The sequence below is a fragment of the Kitasatospora sp. NPDC015121 genome (assembly GCF_055562955.1).
Window position 1 is genome coordinate 14,986 of record NZ_JBVHEH010000035.1, and the last position, 15,057, is coordinate 30,042.

19 protein-coding genes are annotated in these 15,057 nt (G+C 75.1%); 8 read left to right on the top strand and 11 right to left on the bottom strand.

Annotated features, from left to right (window positions below; translation table 11 throughout):
• The first annotated feature begins 23 nt into the window (after positions 1-23).
• A complete protein-coding gene (locus ACZ3J7_RS35045) occupies positions 24-629 on the top strand; it encodes a TIGR03086 family metal-binding protein (protein WP_465627453.1) in 606 nt (201 codons plus the stop codon).
• A gap of 7 nt (positions 630-636) precedes the next feature.
• Here ACZ3J7_RS35045 and ACZ3J7_RS35050 read toward each other — a convergent pair whose 3' ends face one another.
• On the bottom strand, positions 637-1,218 hold the full coding sequence (locus ACZ3J7_RS35050) for a TetR/AcrR family transcriptional regulator (protein WP_465627454.1): 582 nt from the start codon (positions 1,216-1,218) through the stop codon (positions 637-639).
• 406 nt (positions 1,219-1,624) lie between these two features.
• Here ACZ3J7_RS35050 and ACZ3J7_RS35055 point away from each other — a divergent pair, with 406 nt between their 5' ends.
• A complete protein-coding gene (locus ACZ3J7_RS35055; protein WP_465627455.1) occupies positions 1,625-3,064 on the top strand; it encodes an MFS transporter in 1,440 nt (479 codons plus the stop codon).
• 81 nt (positions 3,065-3,145) lie between these two features.
• Here ACZ3J7_RS35055 and ACZ3J7_RS35060 read toward each other — a convergent pair whose 3' ends face one another.
• Positions 3,146-3,535 carry an SCO5389 family protein gene (locus ACZ3J7_RS35060; protein ID WP_465627456.1) on the bottom strand — a complete coding sequence of 130 codons (390 nt, stop codon included), beginning with the start codon at positions 3,533-3,535 and terminating at the stop codon, positions 3,146-3,148.
• A 184-nt stretch (positions 3,536-3,719) separates the two neighbouring features.
• Between ACZ3J7_RS35060 and ACZ3J7_RS35065 the strand changes: the two genes are divergently transcribed.
• On the top strand, positions 3,720-4,004 hold the full coding sequence (locus ACZ3J7_RS35065; RefSeq protein WP_465627457.1) for a DUF2630 family protein: 285 nt from the start codon (positions 3,720-3,722) through the stop codon (positions 4,002-4,004).
• Between the two features lie 39 nt (positions 4,005-4,043).
• Here ACZ3J7_RS35065 and ACZ3J7_RS35070 read toward each other — a convergent pair whose 3' ends face one another.
• Entirely contained in the window at positions 4,044-4,523 is a 480-nt protein-coding gene (locus ACZ3J7_RS35070; RefSeq protein WP_465627458.1) for a MarR family winged helix-turn-helix transcriptional regulator, read from the bottom strand.
• Between the two features lie 211 nt (positions 4,524-4,734).
• Here ACZ3J7_RS35070 and ACZ3J7_RS35075 point away from each other — a divergent pair, with 211 nt between their 5' ends.
• Positions 4,735-5,145: an organic hydroperoxide resistance protein gene (locus ACZ3J7_RS35075; protein ID WP_465627459.1), complete on the top strand. Its 411-nt coding sequence runs from the start codon at positions 4,735-4,737 to the stop codon at positions 5,143-5,145.
• Between the two features lie 91 nt (positions 5,146-5,236).
• On the opposite strand, the gene ACZ3J7_RS35080 is transcribed toward ACZ3J7_RS35075, so the two are convergent.
• Positions 5,237-6,019, bottom strand: coding sequence for an SGNH/GDSL hydrolase family protein (locus ACZ3J7_RS35080; RefSeq protein WP_465627460.1), 783 nt, complete (start codon positions 6,017-6,019; stop codon positions 5,237-5,239).
• Positions 6,020-6,207: 188 nt separating this feature from the next.
• Between ACZ3J7_RS35080 and ACZ3J7_RS35085 the strand changes: the two genes are divergently transcribed.
• Positions 6,208-6,360, top strand: coding sequence for a DUF6126 family protein (locus ACZ3J7_RS35085; protein WP_465627461.1), 153 nt, complete (start codon positions 6,208-6,210; stop codon positions 6,358-6,360).
• A 24-nt stretch (positions 6,361-6,384) separates the two neighbouring features.
• Here the strand turns inward: ACZ3J7_RS35085 and ACZ3J7_RS35090 are convergent, their stop codons facing one another.
• Both ACZ3J7_RS35090 and ACZ3J7_RS35095 read right to left on the bottom strand, forming a co-directional pair.
• Positions 6,385-6,735, bottom strand: a complete 351-nt coding sequence (locus tag ACZ3J7_RS35090) for a MazG-like family protein (protein WP_465627462.1) — start codon at positions 6,733-6,735, stop codon at positions 6,385-6,387.
• 102 nt (positions 6,736-6,837) lie between these two features.
• Complete coding sequence (locus ACZ3J7_RS35095; RefSeq protein ID WP_465627463.1) at positions 6,838-7,200, bottom strand: UBP-type zinc finger domain-containing protein; 363 nt, start codon at positions 7,198-7,200, stop codon at positions 6,838-6,840.
• A 282-nt stretch (positions 7,201-7,482) separates the two neighbouring features.
• On the opposite strand from ACZ3J7_RS35095, the gene ACZ3J7_RS35100 reads away from it, so the two are divergent.
• Both ACZ3J7_RS35100 and ACZ3J7_RS35105 read left to right on the top strand, forming a co-directional pair.
• Positions 7,483-8,058 (top strand): TerD family protein, encoded by a 576-nt coding sequence (locus ACZ3J7_RS35100; RefSeq protein ID WP_465627464.1) that lies wholly within the window; start codon positions 7,483-7,485, stop codon positions 8,056-8,058.
• A 124-nt stretch (positions 8,059-8,182) separates the two neighbouring features.
• The gene (locus tag ACZ3J7_RS35105) at positions 8,183-9,175 is read left to right on the top strand and encodes an aldo/keto reductase (RefSeq protein WP_465627465.1); all 993 of its coding nucleotides are present in this window, start codon (positions 8,183-8,185) and stop codon (positions 9,173-9,175) included.
• 91 nt (positions 9,176-9,266) lie between these two features.
• On the opposite strand, the gene ACZ3J7_RS35110 is transcribed toward ACZ3J7_RS35105, so the two are convergent.
• The 4 genes from ACZ3J7_RS35110 to ACZ3J7_RS35125 form a co-directional block, all read right to left on the bottom strand.
• A complete protein-coding gene (locus tag ACZ3J7_RS35110; protein ID WP_465627466.1) occupies positions 9,267-9,497 on the bottom strand; it encodes a DUF6296 family protein in 231 nt (76 codons plus the stop codon).
• 515 nt (positions 9,498-10,012) lie between these two features.
• Positions 10,013-10,912: an NAD(+)/NADH kinase gene (locus ACZ3J7_RS35115; RefSeq protein WP_465627467.1), complete on the bottom strand. Its 900-nt coding sequence runs from the start codon at positions 10,910-10,912 to the stop codon at positions 10,013-10,015.
• Positions 10,909-12,000, bottom strand: coding sequence for an SPFH domain-containing protein (locus tag ACZ3J7_RS35120; protein WP_465627468.1), 1,092 nt, complete (start codon positions 11,998-12,000; stop codon positions 10,909-10,911). The genes ACZ3J7_RS35115 and ACZ3J7_RS35120 overlap by 4 nt, the downstream gene beginning before the upstream one ends.
• A gap of 229 nt (positions 12,001-12,229) precedes the next feature.
• Positions 12,230-13,099 (bottom strand): NAD(P)-dependent oxidoreductase, encoded by an 870-nt coding sequence (locus ACZ3J7_RS35125; RefSeq protein ID WP_465627469.1) that lies wholly within the window; start codon positions 13,097-13,099, stop codon positions 12,230-12,232.
• A gap of 190 nt (positions 13,100-13,289) precedes the next feature.
• Here ACZ3J7_RS35125 and ACZ3J7_RS35130 point away from each other — a divergent pair, with 190 nt between their 5' ends.
• On the top strand, positions 13,290-13,826 hold the full coding sequence (locus ACZ3J7_RS35130) for a GNAT family N-acetyltransferase (RefSeq protein WP_465627470.1): 537 nt from the start codon (positions 13,290-13,292) through the stop codon (positions 13,824-13,826).
• 258 nt (positions 13,827-14,084) lie between these two features.
• Here ACZ3J7_RS35130 and ACZ3J7_RS35135 read toward each other — a convergent pair whose 3' ends face one another.
• Positions 14,085-14,978, bottom strand: coding sequence for an SGNH/GDSL hydrolase family protein (locus ACZ3J7_RS35135; protein WP_465627471.1), 894 nt, complete (start codon positions 14,976-14,978; stop codon positions 14,085-14,087).
• Between the last annotated feature and the right edge of the window lie 79 nt (positions 14,979-15,057).

The following is a 15,057-nucleotide window of genomic DNA, read 5'->3' on the forward strand; positions in this document are numbered from 1 at the left end:
CCCGGGCGGGCAAGCGTGTACCCATGGCAGCTCACCTCGACGGACCGGCCCTGCTCGCGCTGCACGCCCGGGCCCTGGCGCACTTCGGCGACCTGGTCCGCGCCGTCCCCGACGACGCCTGGCAGGCGCCCACCCCGTGCACCGACTGGACGGTCCGGCAGCTGGTCGCCCACCTGACCTCCGAGCAGCTGTGGGTGCCCGCGCTGCTGGCCGGGGCCACCGTCGCCGAGATCGGCGACCGCTTCGACGGCGACGTGCTGGGCGACGACCCGCCCGCCGCCTGGGCCGCCGCCGCGACCGACGCGCTGGCCGTGCTCGCCGAACCGGGCGCGCTGGAACGCACCGTGCACCTCTCGTACGGGGACCGGGAGGCCGCCGGGTACGTCCGCGAGATGACCATGGACGCGATCGTGCACGCCTGGGACCTGGCCCAGGGGATCGGCGCGGACGCCACCGTCGACCCGGCCGCCGCCGAGTTCGCGCTCGCCGAAGTCGCCCCGCAGACCGAGGCGTTGGCCGCCTCCGGGCTGTTCGCCGACCCCGTGCCGGTGCCCGCCGACGCGGACGCCGCGACCCGGCTGCTGGGCCTGGTCGGCCGCGACCCGGCCCACCCGCTGGGGCGGCGCTGAGGGTGCTTCAGCGGCGCGGGCCGCGCACCCCGTCCAGCGCGATGGCGAGCACCCGGTCGCGCTGGCCCTCCTCCGGGTAGCTCACCGAGGTGATGCCGGAGACCAGCCGCAGCAGGTCGTCGATGCCCATGTCGGGGCGGACCTCACCGGCCTCCTGGGCGCGGACGAACAGCGGGCTGCCGCCCGCGTACATGCTCTGCAGGCAGGCCGCGAAGATGCCGGACTCCTCGCCCGCCATGGCCTCGCGGATCGCCCGCTTGGTCATCGCGTACTCGACGAAGCGGCGCAGCCAGGCGGCCAGCGCCTCCCACGGCGGCAGGTCGGCGACCTCGGCGGCGACCCGGCACAGGTCGTCGACCTCGGCGGCGTACACCGCCTCGAACAGGTGCCGCCGGGTGGGGAAGTTGCGGTAGAGGGTGCCGATGCCGACCCCGGCCCGGCGGGCGACGTCCTCCAGCGAGGCCTCGGCGCCGTGCTCGGCGAAGGCCTCGCGGGCGGCGAGCAGCAGCGCGTCGAAGTTGCGGGCGGCGTCCGCGCGGCGCGGGCGCTGGGCGGCGAGGAACTCGCTCACCACGATCTGATCCGACACGGGGACCTCGTTCTCGACACGTCCGGGCGGGGTTGGCGGGACTGGGGGGAGCAGTGGGGCCGGCGGGGTCGGCCGGCGGGGCCGCTTCCGGACGATCCGGGAAACCGGATTGAACCGGAGGTGTGCCTCCGCTAATCTGGAGGCATGCCTCGACTTTAGCACCGGGGCGTGAACTCCGGCCTGCCGACCACCGGCAGGATCCGCCGCTCCGCCGTGCCCCGCGCCGGCGCGCCCGCACACCGCCCGCCCGCCCGACCACACCGCCGGGCGCCCGCGCGGCACCGCCCGCGCGCCCGCTCCTCCCGTCGCCCGTCCGCCCGTCCTGCCGTCCTGCCGTTCCGTCGCCACGCCGCCGCGGCGCGCCCCGTGCTGCCCGCGTGCCCGCCCGAACCCCCGAGAGGGTCCGATGAACCGCCACTCCCCCCGCCTGACCTTCGGCGTCCTCGCCACCGGCGCCGGCGTGTACGCGCTGCTCCAGTCGCTGATCACGCCCGCCCTCCCGGTCGTCCAGCGGGAACTGCACACCTCGCAGTCCACCGTCACCTGGGTGATGACCGCCTACCTGCTCTCCGCCTCGGTCTTCACCCCGATCCTCGGCCGGATCGGCGACCTGGTCGGCAAGAAGCGCACCCTGGTCGGCGCGCTGGTCGCCCTGCTGGTCGGCTGCCTGGTGGCCGCGCTGGCGCCCAACATCACCGTGCTGATCGTCGCCCGGGTGATCCAGGGCATCGCCGGCGCGCTGTTCCCGCTCTCCTTCGGCATCATCCGCGACGAGTTCCCGCCCGGACGGGTGGCCGGCGGCATCAGCAACATGTCCGCCCTGATCGCCGTCGGCAGCGGCCTCGGCATGGTCCTGGCCGGACCGATCGTCGGCGCGCTCGACTACCGCTGGCTGTTCTGGCTGCCCGTCATCGTGCTCGCCGGCACCGTCCTGCTCGCCCACCGCTACGTCCCCGAGTCGCCCACCCGCGGCGAGGGCGGCGTGGACTGGCTCTCCTCCGCACTGCTCTCCGGCTGGCTGGTCGCCCTGCTCCTGCCGGTCAGCCAGGCCGCCCACTGGGGCTGGGGCTCGCCCAAGGTGCTCGGCCTGCTCGCCGTCGCCGTCGTGCTGTTCGCGCTCTGGCTGTTCCAGGAGTCCCGCTCCCGCAACCCGCTGATCGACCTGCGGGTGATGCGGCTGCCCGCCGTGTGGACCACCAACACCGCCGCCCTGCTGTTCGGCGCCGGCATGTACGCGGTGTGGGCCTTCCTTCCGGGATTCGTGCAGGCTCCGACCGGCGCCGGCTACGGCTTCGGCGCCAGCGTCACCGGCGCCGGGCTGCTGATGCTGCCGATGGTCGCCGCGATGTTCGTGGCCGGCGTGCTCGGCGGCCGGCTGGCCGGGCGCTTCCCCGCCAAGGCCCAGCTCACCACCGGCGCCCTGCTCGGCGCCGTCGCCTGCGGGCTGCTCGCCGCCCGGCACGGCAGCTCCGCCGACGTGGCCGTCGCCGCGGGCGTGTTCGGCCTCGGCATCGGACTCGCCTTCGCCTCGATGAGCAACCTCATCGTGCAGGCCGTCCCCGCCGCCCAGACCGGCGCCGCCACCGGCATGAACGCCAACATCCGCACCATCGGCGGCTCGATCGGCGTCGCGCTGATGACCGGGCTGGTCTCCGGCCACCTGCAGGCCGGCGGGCGCCCCGCCGAGACCGGCTACACCCAGGGGTTCGCGCTGCTCGCCGCGTTCTGCCTGGCCGCCGCGCTCGCCGCGCTGCTCGTCCCGGCCCGCCGGGCCACCGGGCCCGCGCCGGTGGAGGCACCGGCGGCCGAGCGCGCCGAGGCGCGGCCGGAGCCGGTCGGCGGCTGACCGCCCCCGCGGCGTGCGAGCCGGGCCCGGAGGACCGCGCGGTCCTCCGGGCCCGGCTCGCACGCGCTCGTCCGGGGCGGCTCAGCAGTCGCGCAGTTCCGGCGACTGGTTCAGCAGCTGCGCCCGCGCGGAGGTGAACTCCCGGTAGGCGGCGGTGTGTTCGGCGTGCGGGTGGAAGGCCGCGAGGCGGTGGCAGTTCTGGAAGGCGAGCTTCACCGAGAAGTGCCGCTCCAGCGCGCCGCGGATCGAGTCGCTGGCCAGCGCGCGCAGCAGCTGGGCCCGCTCGGCCTCGCTGGGGGCCACCGTGTTGTCGGCGAACTCGGCGTCGGTGACGGCGAGTTCGGCCGTCAGGTCGTTGACCAGGCGGTACGCGTAGGGCAGCGAGGTGCGGACGGTGGCGAGGAAGTCGGCGTCGGCGACCTCGTCGCGCTCGGCCAGGGCCAGCAGGGAGGGGGAGACGTCCAGCGACATGGGGGACCGGGCCTTCCGAGTGGGTGATACTGGTAGTCGTTTTCAATAAGTGATCCTGGCGCCCCCCTGACGCCCTGTCAAACACCCTCCCCCGTTCGGCCCAACGTCCCCGCGCCGCCCGGCTCGCGGTCGCCCCCGCCCCTTCCTAGAGTGGAGGGCAGGACGACCGCGAGGAGACCTTTCGATGAGCGAGTCCCCGAACACCGGGCACGGCGAGGGAAGCGGCACCGACCGCCGCATCCTGGAGCGGATCAGCGAGATGGTCGAGGCCGAACGCGGCCTGCGCGCCGCCCTCGCTGAGGGCCGCATCGACCAGTCCACCGAGCACCGCGAACTCAAGGACATCGAGGAGCAGCTCGACCAGTGCTGGGACCTGCTCCGCCAGCGCCGCGCCCGGGTCCGCGCGGGCGACGACCCGGACGGGGCGAGCGTGCGCAGCGTCGACGAGGTCGAGCGCTACGAGTCGTAGCGGCGCGGGGCGCGGCCCCCGGACGCCGGGCGGCGGGCCTCAGGCCCCGGCGGCGTCCAGGTTGGCGGTGACGCGGTCGAGGAGCCCGCGCAGCGCCCGCAAGTCGTCCAGCGGCAGGCCGGCGGCGGCCAGGATCCGGCGCGGGACGGCCAGCGCGCCCTCGCGCAGCTCGCGTCCGGCCGCCGTGGCGGCGACGATCACCGAGCGCTCGTCCTCCGGGCTGCGCTCGCGGGTCACCAGGCCGGCCGCCTCCAGGCGCTTGAGCAGCGGCGAGAGGGTGCCGGAGTCCAGGCGCAGGCGCTCGCCGAGCTGCTTGACGGGCACCGCCCCGTCCTCCCAGAGCACCAGCATGACCAGGTACTGCGGGTAGGTCAGGCCGAGGTCCTTGAGCGCGGTGCGGTAGACGCCGCCGAACGCGCGGGAGGCGGCGTTCAGCGAGAAGCAGATCTGCTGGTCGAGCAGCAGCAGGTCCGCGTCCTCGCCGTGCGGGGGGCGGGGGTCCTCGCCGTGCCTGGTCATGGGGCAAGGGTAGCAAGCGGGCGCCGCGCGGCCCATTCAGTTGTGCGCAATTTAATTGTGTGCTGTAGTTGTGGGCGAAGCAGGACCGGACGGCACGCGGCGCCCGGACCCGTACGGAGACGCACCCCCGACGGGAGCCGGGTCCGCGCGCCGACGGCACGCAGGACCACGACCGAGAAGACGCACCAGGAAGACGTAAGGGGAAACCGGGATGAACCCGCTCTACACCGCGGTCGCCACCGCGAACGGCCGCGAGGGCCGCGCCGTCAGCTCGGACGGCAGGCTCGACCTCAAGCTCTCCCCGCCGCCCGCGCTCGGCGGCGACGGCGAGGGCACCAACCCCGAGCAGCTGTTCGCCGCCGGGTACGCGGCCTGCTTCGCGGGCGCGCTCGGCGTGGTCTCCCGGCAGCAGAAGGTCGACGTCTCGGAGGTCTCGGTGACCGCCGAGGTCACCATCGGCAAGGACGAGGGCGGCTTCGGCCTCGCCGTCGTGCTGCGGGTCGAGCTGCCGCAGGAGCTGGCCGGCGAGACCGGTGAGCTGCTGGTCAAGCAGGCCCACCAGGTCTGCCCGTACTCGCGGGCCACCGCCGGGAACATTCCGGTGGAGCTGGTCGTCGAATAGGGCGAGGCAGGGGGTCTCACCCGGGGTCTGCGGGCCGCGTCCACGTGGGGGTGGAGGCGGCCCGCAGCGCTGTCCGCCGCGGGGCGCCGGATCAGAGCGGGAGCAGCTCCGGGCGCTTGGCCTCCACGTGGTCGCCGGAGGACTCGCCGCGCAGCCGACGGCCCACCCAGGGCAGCAGGAAGGTGCGGGCCCACAGCAGGTTCTCCCGCCGCTGGTCGGCCGCGGTGAGGACGGGCGCGGGCGGCCAGGCGGCCTCCGGGTCCGTGTCCACGGGCAGGCCGAGCGCGCGCGCCGCCAGCAGTGCGACCCGCTGGTGGCCCTCCGGCGACAGGTGCAGCCGGTCCTCGGACCAGGCCCGCCGGTCGTGCACCGCCCGCAGCGACCACAGGTCGGCGACCGCGAGGCCGTTGCGGTCGGCGATCGCCCGCAGGTGCGCGTTGTACGTGGCGATCTTGCCGCGCAGGTGGCGCAGCACGGGGACGTTGCGGGTGTCGAAGCCGGTGCAGATCAGCACCCTCCCGGCGCTCTCGCGCAGTTCCAGGACGGCCGCCTCGAAGTGCTCGGCGATCAGGTCCGGGTCGCTGCCCGGGCGCAGGATGTCGTTGCCGCCCGCGCACAGGGTCACCAGGTCGGGCCGGAGCACGCGGACCTTCGGGACCTGTTCGCTGACGATCTGGTCCAGCAGCCGGCCGCGGACGGCCAGGTTGGCGTACCGGAAGTCGTGCTCCGGCCGGCGCTCCGCCAGCATCCCGGCCAGGCGGTCGGCCCAGCCGGCGTGCCGGCCGCCGGGGCCGGGGTCGTTGAGGCCCTCGGTGAAACTGTCACCGAGGGCGGCGTACGAACTGAGGTCGAGGGTCTCCTGGTAGTCGGCCATGCAGGAGATGTTTCACCTTGTGAAGTGACTTACGCCACCGTAGGTGCCCGGTAGCGCAGCGTGATCTCCGCCACGGGGCCCGCGGCCGGTACCCTGCAAGGGCTCCGGCAGGCCGAGCGGGACCGTGACCGGCCACCGGGCGGGACACGACGGGACACGACGGGACGCGACGGGAAGGGAGGACGGCGATGGCGGGCGAGGCGGCGGCGACCGGCGAAGGGGTGCGCGAGGAGAGCGCGCGCCGCAGGCAGATGCTGGTCCGGGCGCTGATCTACATCGCCGGGACCCACCTGTTCGCCGGGTTCGTGATCCTGCTGTTCGCGGTCGGCGGCCGGCACTGACGGTCGGGGCCGGGCCTGCGCCGGCTAGGCCGGGGTCTGTGTCGGCTGGACCGGGGTCTGCGGCGGCAGGACCCGGCGGGCGACCTTCGCCAGGTGGGCGTCGAACGCGGCGGGCGGGTCCGGGTGGACCCGGACCAGGGCGACCAGCGCGGTGATCACCACGTCGCACAGCTCGTCCGCGACGTCGTCCCAGGTGTGCGAGAAGCCCTTGCGCGGGTTCTGGCCGAGGGCGCCGATCACCGCCTCGGCGACCTCGCCGGCCTCCTCGGAGAGCTTGAGGCACTGCAACACCCGCTGCATCTCCGGGGGTTGGGTGCTGCCCTCGGCCAGCCAGTCGGCCAGCCGCCGCACCGTCGCCCACTGCCGCTCGTCCACCCGCACCGCCGCCTCGTCCCGTGGCCGGCCGTCCGCGGGCGGGCCGGGCGACCCGTCCGCGCGCCGGACCGGACCGACCGTACCGGCGGGGTCGACGCGCTGTCAGCGCAGTCGCTGCTGCCAGTCGATCGGGACGTGGCCGGCCGGGCCGGGAGCGGGCTGGGTGACCGGGTGGGCGGTGGGGCCGGTCAGCGCCGGGCCCTCGTAGAACTGCTCGGTCTCGGTGTTCCAGAACCAGTCCTCGCCGGGTTCGAAGCTGGTGAGGAACGGGTGCCCGGCCGCGCGGGCGTGCGCGGTGGCGTGCTGGGACGGCGAGGAGTCGCAGCAGCCGATGTGCCCGCAGGCCGCGCACCGGCGCAGGTGGAACCACCAGCCCTGGCCCTCGCCCGCCAGGCACTCCACGCAGCCGTCGCCGCTCGGCGGGACGCTGGGGTCGATACCGGGGATCGTCGTGTCGTCGCTCATCGTGGAACCTCCCCGGCCAGGGTATGCCCGGGGCGGTGCGCGCGCGGCGGAAGCCGGTCCGGCGCGGCGCGGTGACGGGGCGGCGCGGAGACGGCCCGGGAGGGGGTGACGGGCCGTTCCGGGGGAAGGAAACCCTCGGTGCGGAGGCGGATTCCGTCCCGATCTACAGTGCTGTAGATTCAGCTCGGGGCCGAGCCCGACCGAGGGGGCCGGGTGACGGCCGCCGCGCCGAAACCGGCCGAACCACCGGGCCCGGTACGGGGAGAACACAGGAGGGCACACATGGGAGTCTCGCTCGCCAAGGGCGGAAACGTCTCGCTGACGAAGGAGGCCCCGGGGCTCACCAACGTCATCGTCGGCCTGGGCTGGGACGTCCGGGCCACCACGGGCGCCGACTTCGACCTGGACGCCAGCGCGCTGCTGTGCGGCGAGAACGGCCGGGTGCTCGGCGACCAGCACTTCGTCTTCTACAACAACCTGCGCAGCCCCGAGGGTTCGGTCGAGCACAGCGGCGACAACCTGACCGGTGGCGGCGACGGCGACGACGAGCAGATCAAGGTCGACCTGGCGGCCGTCCCGCCGCAGGTCGCCAAGGTGGTCTTCCCGGTGTCGATCTACGACGCGGAGAACCGCCACCAGAGCTTCGGCCAGGTCCGCAACGCGTTCATCCGGATCGTCAACGAGGCCGACGGCGGCGAGGTCGCCCGCTACGACCTCTCGGAGGACGCGTCCACCGAGACCGCGATGGTCTTCGGCGAGCTGTACCGCCACGGCGCCGAGTGGAAGTTCCGTGCCATCGGCCAGGGTTACGCCTCCGGCCTGCGGGGCATCGCCCTCGACTACGGCGTCAACGTCTGACCTGCCGCGCTTCCGCCCGCCCGGGCCGTCCCGCCCCGCGCACGCGGCCGGGGCGGCCCGGGCGCGCGGCCGTCCGGGAGTGTCGGCGTTCGAGCGGCGCGCGGGGCTGTGGCAGGCTCGGCGCATGGAACAGCGTGTACTTGGCAGGACCGGCCGCCCGGTCTCGGTGATCGGTCTCGGAACGTGGCAGCTCGGCGCCGACTGGGGCGTGGTGCTGGAGGACGACGCGCTCGCGGTGCTGAACGCCTCGGCGGACGCCGGGGTGACCTTCTTCGACACCGCGGACGTGTACGGCGACGGCCGCAGCGAACAGTTGATCGGCCGTTTCCTGAAGGAACGCCGGGCCGACGGCGGTGACGTCCCGCTGGTCGCGACCAAGCTCGGCCGCCGGCTGCCGCAGCTGCCGGAGAACTACACCCTCGCCAACTTCCGCGAGTGGACCGACCGTTCGCGCCGCAACCTGGGCGTCGAGCGGCTCGACCTGGTGCAGCTGCACTGCCCGCCCACCGCCGTCTACGCCAGCGACGAGGTGTTCGACGCGCTCGACACCCTGGTCGAGGAGGGCCGCACCGCCGCGTACGGCGTCAGCGTGGAGACCTGCGAGGAGGCGCTGACCGCGATCGCCCGGCCCGGCGTCGCCAGCGTGCAGATCATCCTCAACCCGTTCCGGCTCAAGCCGCTCGACGCGGTGCTGCCCGCCGCCGAGAAGGCGGGCGTCGGCATCATCGCCCGGGTGCCGCTGGCCTCCGGCCTGCTGTCCGGCAAGTACACCAAGGACACCCTGTTCGGCGCGGACGACCACCGCACCTACAACCGGGACGGCGCCGCGTTCGACCAGGGCGAGACCTTCTCCGGCATCGACTTCGAGACGGGCGTCGAGGCCGCCGACGAGTTCGCCCGGCTCGCCCCGCCCGGCGCCAGTGCCGCGCAGACCGCACTGCGCTGGATCGTCCAGCAGCCCGGCGTCACCTCCGTCATCCCCGGCGCCCGCACCCCCGAGCAGGCCCGGGCGAACGCCGAGACGATGGCGCTGCCGCCGTTGCCGGAGCCGACCCTGCGGGCCGTCCGCGACCTGTACGACCGGCGGCTGCGGGCCCAGGTGCACGCGCGCTGGTAGGCGCGGCGGGCACGCGGTCGCGGCGGGGCACCCGGTGACGGGGGCCCCGCCGCGTCGCGTTCTGGTGCTGCTGCTCCTGGTGCTTCTGGTGCTAGGGGAGTGGTTCGGCGTGCAGCGGGGTGCGCGGGGTCTGGTGGCCGCCGCTGGCCAGCATCCGGACCTCGCCCAGGTCGCTGATCTCGGCCTGCACGATGCCGGACGGGTCCGCGTACACCGGGTGGCCGCCCGGGCCCCGGGCGCCGGTCGCCTCGACCACCACCACGTCCTGCTCGGCGTGGCCGCCGGTCTCGCCGGGGAACGTGAGTGCGAATCGTCGAGTCATGGCCGGGCCTTCTTCCCGTCGTGCGTTCGTCGGCGCCACGTCGGCGCCGTTCCATCGTAGGCGGAGCGGCGGCGGGCGGTCGCGAACCGGCGGCCTGGTGGTGGGTGACGGTGCGTGACGGTGCGTGACGGCGGGGCGGGCGGGGGCCCGGGTTCAGCTCGGTCCGGGCCGGGCGCGGGCGGCCCGGGCGTCGTCGGTGGCCACCCGACGCATGACGGCCGGCTGGGGCGGGGTGAGCGGTTCGACGGCCGCCGGCGCCCGGGGCGGGCAGGCCGTACTCCTCGGTGCTCGCCGCGACGGACGCCGGCAGGTCCGGCGCGGCGCTCCGGGCGGCGGCCGAGGTCAGGTCGGTGCCTGCGTCCGGGGCGGCGTCGGTGTGTCGGTCGGTGTCCGTGGGGCGGTCGGCGTGCGTTCCGGTCGGGGTGCCGCGGGCGCGACCAGTCGACCCGGTCGAGGTCGGACAGGGAGGGGGGAGCTCCACGGGGCCGGAACCTGGCACAGGGTGGTGCCGGGGGTCAGACGAGCAGGTGCAGGCGCTGCGCGGCCGGGCCGATCCGGACGGTCTGGCCCCAGGTGAGGTGCAGGGCGTCCGACTCGACGCCGTCGCCGAACGCGACCAGCAGTTCGGACTCGACGGTCAGCGCGAGGTGCTGGTCGGCGTCCAGCAGGCCCTCCACGCGGGAGGTGCCGGTCACCGGGGACGGCCAGGCCTCGCGGACGAACCAGGACAGGCGCGGCGCGGTCGGCGCGGGCAGCTCCAGCCGGCTGCCGCGTTCCAGCCAGGCCGAGCGGCACCAGCCGGTGGCGCCGGTGCCGGTGCCGACCAGCACCCCGGAGGAGGCCTGCGACTCGGCCGCGCCACCGGGCGCCGCCAGGTGGTAGCGGGCGGTCTGGTGGCCCGGCTGCCCGAGGTAGACCTCGTTCAGCGCGAACAGCCGCTGGGTGTCGTCCGCGACCGCCTCGACCATGGTGCGCGCTTCCAGCCGCCGCTCCGCGCCCGGCAGTACGGCCGCCCGCAGCAGTGCCCCGGCCTGCTCGGCCCGGTGCCGGACCAGGACGCCCGGGTTGCGGCCCGGCTCGGCGTCGATGCCGATCACCGGTTGGCCGGCCAGGTACTTCGCGGCGTTCGCGACCAGGCCGTCCTGGCCGACCACCACGACCACGTCCTCCGGGCCGAACAGGAACCGGTCCAGGTCGGCGCGCTCGACCCGGGTCTGCCGCCAGTCCAGCGGCACCGCCGCGGACACCGCCGCGACCGCGGCGCGGGCCAGGTGGTGGCGCCGCTCGGCCTCGGCGAGCGAACGGCCGCGCCGGGAGAGGAAGAACTCGGCCTGGCCGCGGGTGCCGTGCCGCGCGATCAGCTCCTCGTACTCGGTGCGCCGGTGGACCAGGACCACGCGCGGGGCCAGGCTCACCGGCCCTTCCCCGCGGCGGTGTCGGCGGGCTCGGCGGGGGTGGTGGGGGCGCCGACGGCGCCGGGGGTGGCGAGGCGGGTGAGCAGACCGGTGAGGACGTCCGGGGTGAGGGTGATGCTGTCGATCCGCGGCAGGTGCTCGGCCAGCCGGATCAGGGCCAGGGCCTGCAGCACCTCCGGCCCGGCCTGCTGGTGCGCGGCCAGCCAGGCGGCCTCGCCGGCGGCCTTCGCCTCGCCCAACGTCCGGGTGGCCTCGGCCTGTTGGGCGGCCAGCGTACCGGCGGCCTCGGCCTCGGCGACCGCCATCCTGGTGCGGCGGGCCGCCTCCGCGTCGGTGCGGACCGCGTCCGCGGCGGCCTTCTGCTCCGCCTCCCGCCGCGCGTTGGTGCCTTGCTGGGAGACCAACTCCTCCTCGCGGCGGGCCAGTTCGATCTGGCTGGCGAGCTCGTTCTCGGCGATCGCACGTTCCCGCTCGACCGCGACGGCCCGGCGCTCGTACGTCGCCCGGTCGGCCTCCTGCTGGACCAGCTCGCGGGCCGGCGTGCGCAGCGCCCGCTCCAGTTCGGCCTCCGGGCGGACGGCGGTGACCCGCACCGCGAGGACCGCCACCCCGATCTCGGCCAGCCGGGGTTCGGCCGCCAGGCCCTCGGTGATCCGCTCGCGGACGGCCGTCACGCCGTCCACCAGGGTGTCGGCGAGCGGGGTCCGGGCGATCAGCTGGAGCGCGTGCTGCTGGGCGGTCTCGGTCAGCAGGGCGCCGAGCTGGGCGAGCGGTTCGGCGCGCCAGCTGCCGGTGTCCGGGTCGATGCCGAAGTCCAGCCGGGTGGCGGCGGTGGTGGGGTCGCTGATCCGGTAGGTGACGGTGGCCTGCACCGCGAGGTCCTGGAAGTCCGCCGTGCGGGCGTGGAACATCATCGCCAACTCGCGGTCGTCCGCCGGCACCTCCGATATCGCCGCGCTGAGCGGACGGAACCAGAAGGCCAGCCCGGTGCCCTCGTGGGCGAGCCGGCCGCCACGCAGGTGGCGGATGTGGCTGGTGGGGTTGGAGCGCAGGTGGCGGAAGCCGAAGCGGCGGGTGATGTCGGCCATGGGAGTCACGCCGTCCTTTCTTTTCGTCGCTATGACGATAACGAGAGGACCCCCTTGTCGTCAATGCGACGAAAAGGGAGTGGGGTGATCTCGGCGGGCCGTCGGCGTGGTCGGTGCCGCCCTCGGGGCTTCCTCGGGGCTTCCTCTGGGCTTCCTTGGGGGTGTCGGGTGGGATGTCGGGCCGGGCGCCGGGCGGAGTGGCCGCCCGGCGCCCGAGGTGGTGGGCCGGTCAGATGCCGGCGCGGGTGCGTGCGGTGGTGGAGACCGCCGACAGGTCCTGTTCGCCGCGGCCGTGGGCGACGGCCTGGAGCAGCGAGTCGCGCAGCAGCGAGGCGAGCGGGAGCGGGACGCGGGCGGCGGCGCCGGCCTCCAGGGCGAGGTTCACGTCCTTCAGGCCCAGCGCCAGCCGGAACCCGGCGGGCTCGAAGGTCTGCTGGGTGATCATCGACCCGTAGCCGGCGTACACCGGGCCGGGGAAGAGCGAGTTGGTGAGCACGTCGAGCAGCGCCGCCGGGTCCAGCCCGCTGGCCTCGGCGAGCGCGGCGGCCTCGGAGAACGCCTCGATCGCCGACACCAGGAGGAAGTTGGCACTGATCTTCGCCACGTTGGCGGCCGCCGGATCCTCCCCGAGCGGCCAGGTGCGGCGCCCCATCGCCTCGAACAGCGGCGCCAGCCGGTCGAGTTCGGCGGCCGGACCGGCCGCCAGGATGTTCAGGTTCCCGGCCTCCGCGACATCGGTGCGACCCAGCACCGGCGCCGCGACGTACCCGATGCCGTGCCGGGCGTGCAACTCGGCCGCCCGGCGGGCCAGTTCCGGCGAGACGGTGGCCATGTTGACGTGCGTGGCGGCCCGCGCGCCGGACAGCAACCCCTCGTCCAGCAGCAGGCTTTCGACCACCCGGTCGTCCGCGAGCATCGACACCACCACCTCCGCCCCGAACGCCTCGGCGGGCGTCCCGGCCGCCGAGGCGCCCGCGGCGACCAACTCGGCCACCGGGCCCGGCGAGCGGTTCCACACCCGCACCGCGTGCCCGGCCGCCAACAGTCGGCGGGCCATCGCCCGTCCCATGCCTCCCAGACCGATGAAACCGACGTCCATGCGCACTGCCTCCCAGTTCCGGGCAGGACCCCGTCCGGGCGGCCCCGCCGATGGATCCCGTGGTCCTTGTCCGGTGGATCTTGTCCGGTGGTTCGGGAGCGATGTTACGGCGCGCGCGGGCGGGAGTTCGGAACCGTCCGCGCGGCGAACGGTGTCGTCCCGCGCCGCCGGTTCTGCGAGGATGCCGGACATGGCGACGGTGCGGACGGTACACACGGCGGACCTCGGCGCGGCGGAACGGCGAGCGGTCCGGGCGCTGCTGTACGAGGTGTTCGGCCCGGACGACATGACCCAGCAGGACTGGTCGCACTGCCTCGGCGGACTCCACGTACTCGCCTGGCAGGACGGCGAGTTGGTCGGCCACGCGGCGGTCGTCCAGCGCCGCCTGATGAACGCCGCGCGCATCCTGCGCACCGGCTACCTGGAGGGCGTGGTCGTGCGCCGAGACCTCCAACGGCAGGGCATCGGCGGACAGTTGATGGACGAGGCGGAGCGGATCGTCCGGACCGCCCACGAACTCGGCGCGCTCGGCGCCAGCGAGGCCGGCGCCCCGTTCTACCTCGCCCGGGGCTGGCGCCCCTGGCCCGGCCCCACCTGGGCACTCGGCCCGGACGGACGGCAGCGCACCGAGGAGGAGGACGGCTGGATCTACCTCCTGGGCGGCGAGCGGGAGTTGGACGCCGGAGCCGACCTGGTCTGCGACTGGCGCGAGGGCGAGCTGTGGTGATCCGCGGCGCCCGGCCCAGGCACTCCGCCCGCACGCGTCCGGTGCGCGCGTCCGGTGCGCGCGTCCGGTGCGCCCGACTGGTGCGCCCGGCCCGGCCTCGGCGGGGCGTGCCCCGGGGGCAGGAGGCGAAGGACTCCAGCAGCCGCTCGCTGACCAGCTCCGGACGCTTCGGGTCGAGCCCGCACTCGCCGTGACCGTCACCTTCAAGGCCGGCGCCGCCGCCGGCACACTTCGATGGCGGTCGCACTGTGGTGACGCTCAGTGCTGCTGGGCGTGCCCGTCGGTCGGCACGGCAGTCGCCGTGGTGGCGGGGGACGGATGCGGGGGCGGTTCGGCGGTCAGGCGGGCGATGAGCGCGGCGGTGGCCCGGTCCTCGGCCAGGTCGAGTCGGCGGGCGGAGCCGCGCAGCAGGTGGCGTGCCTCCAGGGCGGCCAGCGCGACCAGCCCGGGCAGGAGGTCGGTCGAACGAGCCGCGACCCAGCGGGTGCCCTGGGTCGCCATCCACCACAGGTCCGCCCCGCGGCCGGGCACCCGTACCGCCAGCGGGGCGGGCGCCGCCCCGACCGGATGTCCGGCCCCGGCGAGCAGGGCGTGGAACTCCCGGGCGATCACCTGGTGCCCCGCCGCGCTCGGGTGCAGCCGGTCCACGCTCAACAGTGCCCGCTGCTCCGTCCAAGGCAGTTCGGCGAGGTGCAGGTGCGCCGCGCCGTAGTGCGCCGACAGGGCGTGCACCACCGCGTTGACGCCCCGCATCCGCCGGGCCAGCGGCCGGGCCAGCGGAGCGGGCAGGCCCAGCAGTCGCCCCGGGTCGGGTAGGCAGGCAGTCAGCGGAACGGTCCCGACCGAGGTCAACGAGCGGAGCACGGAAGAGAACTGTCGGGCCGTCGTCTCCATGTCGAAGGACGCCCGCAGGGTATCGTTGCCGCCGACCAGCACGCCCGCGAACGTCGGGCGCAGCGCGAGCGCGGTGGGCAGTTGGGAGACCAGCAGATCGCGGCAGAGCGCACCGCTGTTGGCGAGGTTGCGGAACTCGACGGGCTCCGGCGACAGGGCGGGCGCGAGGAGCGCAGCCCAGCCCCGCCACCCTCCGGGCACCGGATCACCGACACCCTCGGTGAGGGAGTCGCCGAGCGCAGCGAATCGAACCGTCATCACGTCCCTCCGGTGGGGCTGGGAAGGTCCTGGAACTGGACTGCGGGAGCGGGGGAGCGGGGGAGCGGGGGCAGGTCGC

What these genes read in the sequence shown, in the direction of transcription:
- ACZ3J7_RS35070 (WP_465627458.1), bottom strand. Translation starts at nt 4,523, where the DNA reads ATGACCAGGCACGGCGAGGACCCCCGCCCCCCGCACGGCGAGGACGCG.
- ACZ3J7_RS35095 (WP_465627463.1), bottom strand. Translation starts at nt 7,200, where the DNA reads ATGAGCGACGACACGACGATCCCCGGTATCGACCCCAGCGTCCCGCCG.
- ACZ3J7_RS35125 (WP_465627469.1), bottom strand. Translation starts at nt 13,099, where the DNA reads ATGGACGTCGGTTTCATCGGTCTGGGAGGCATGGGACGGGCGATGGCC.
- ACZ3J7_RS35080 (WP_465627460.1), bottom strand. Translation starts at nt 6,019, where the DNA reads ATGGCCGACTACCAGGAGACCCTCGACCTCAGTTCGTACGCCGCCCTC.
- ACZ3J7_RS35065 (WP_465627457.1), top strand. Translation starts at nt 3,720, where the DNA reads ATGAGCGAGTCCCCGAACACCGGGCACGGCGAGGGAAGCGGCACCGAC.
- ACZ3J7_RS35110 (WP_465627466.1), bottom strand. Translation starts at nt 9,497, where the DNA reads ATGACTCGACGATTCGCACTCACGTTCCCCGGCGAGACCGGCGGCCAC.
- ACZ3J7_RS35135 (WP_465627471.1), bottom strand. Translation starts at nt 14,978, where the DNA reads ATGACGGTTCGATTCGCTGCGCTCGGCGACTCCCTCACCGAGGGTGTC.
- ACZ3J7_RS35045 (WP_465627453.1), top strand. Translation starts at nt 24, where the DNA reads ATGGCAGCTCACCTCGACGGACCGGCCCTGCTCGCGCTGCACGCCCGG.
- ACZ3J7_RS35060 (WP_465627456.1), bottom strand. Translation starts at nt 3,535, where the DNA reads ATGTCGCTGGACGTCTCCCCCTCCCTGCTGGCCCTGGCCGAGCGCGAC.
- ACZ3J7_RS35055 (WP_465627455.1), top strand. Translation starts at nt 1,625, where the DNA reads ATGAACCGCCACTCCCCCCGCCTGACCTTCGGCGTCCTCGCCACCGGC.
- ACZ3J7_RS35120 (WP_465627468.1), bottom strand. Translation starts at nt 12,000, where the DNA reads ATGGCCGACATCACCCGCCGCTTCGGCTTCCGCCACCTGCGCTCCAAC.
- ACZ3J7_RS35100 (WP_465627464.1), top strand. Translation starts at nt 7,483, where the DNA reads ATGGGAGTCTCGCTCGCCAAGGGCGGAAACGTCTCGCTGACGAAGGAG.
- ACZ3J7_RS35085 (WP_465627461.1), top strand. Translation starts at nt 6,208, where the DNA reads ATGGCGGGCGAGGCGGCGGCGACCGGCGAAGGGGTGCGCGAGGAGAGC.
- ACZ3J7_RS35105 (WP_465627465.1), top strand. Translation starts at nt 8,183, where the DNA reads ATGGAACAGCGTGTACTTGGCAGGACCGGCCGCCCGGTCTCGGTGATC.
- ACZ3J7_RS35075 (WP_465627459.1), top strand. Translation starts at nt 4,735, where the DNA reads ATGAACCCGCTCTACACCGCGGTCGCCACCGCGAACGGCCGCGAGGGC.
- ACZ3J7_RS35130 (WP_465627470.1), top strand. Translation starts at nt 13,290, where the DNA reads ATGGCGACGGTGCGGACGGTACACACGGCGGACCTCGGCGCGGCGGAA.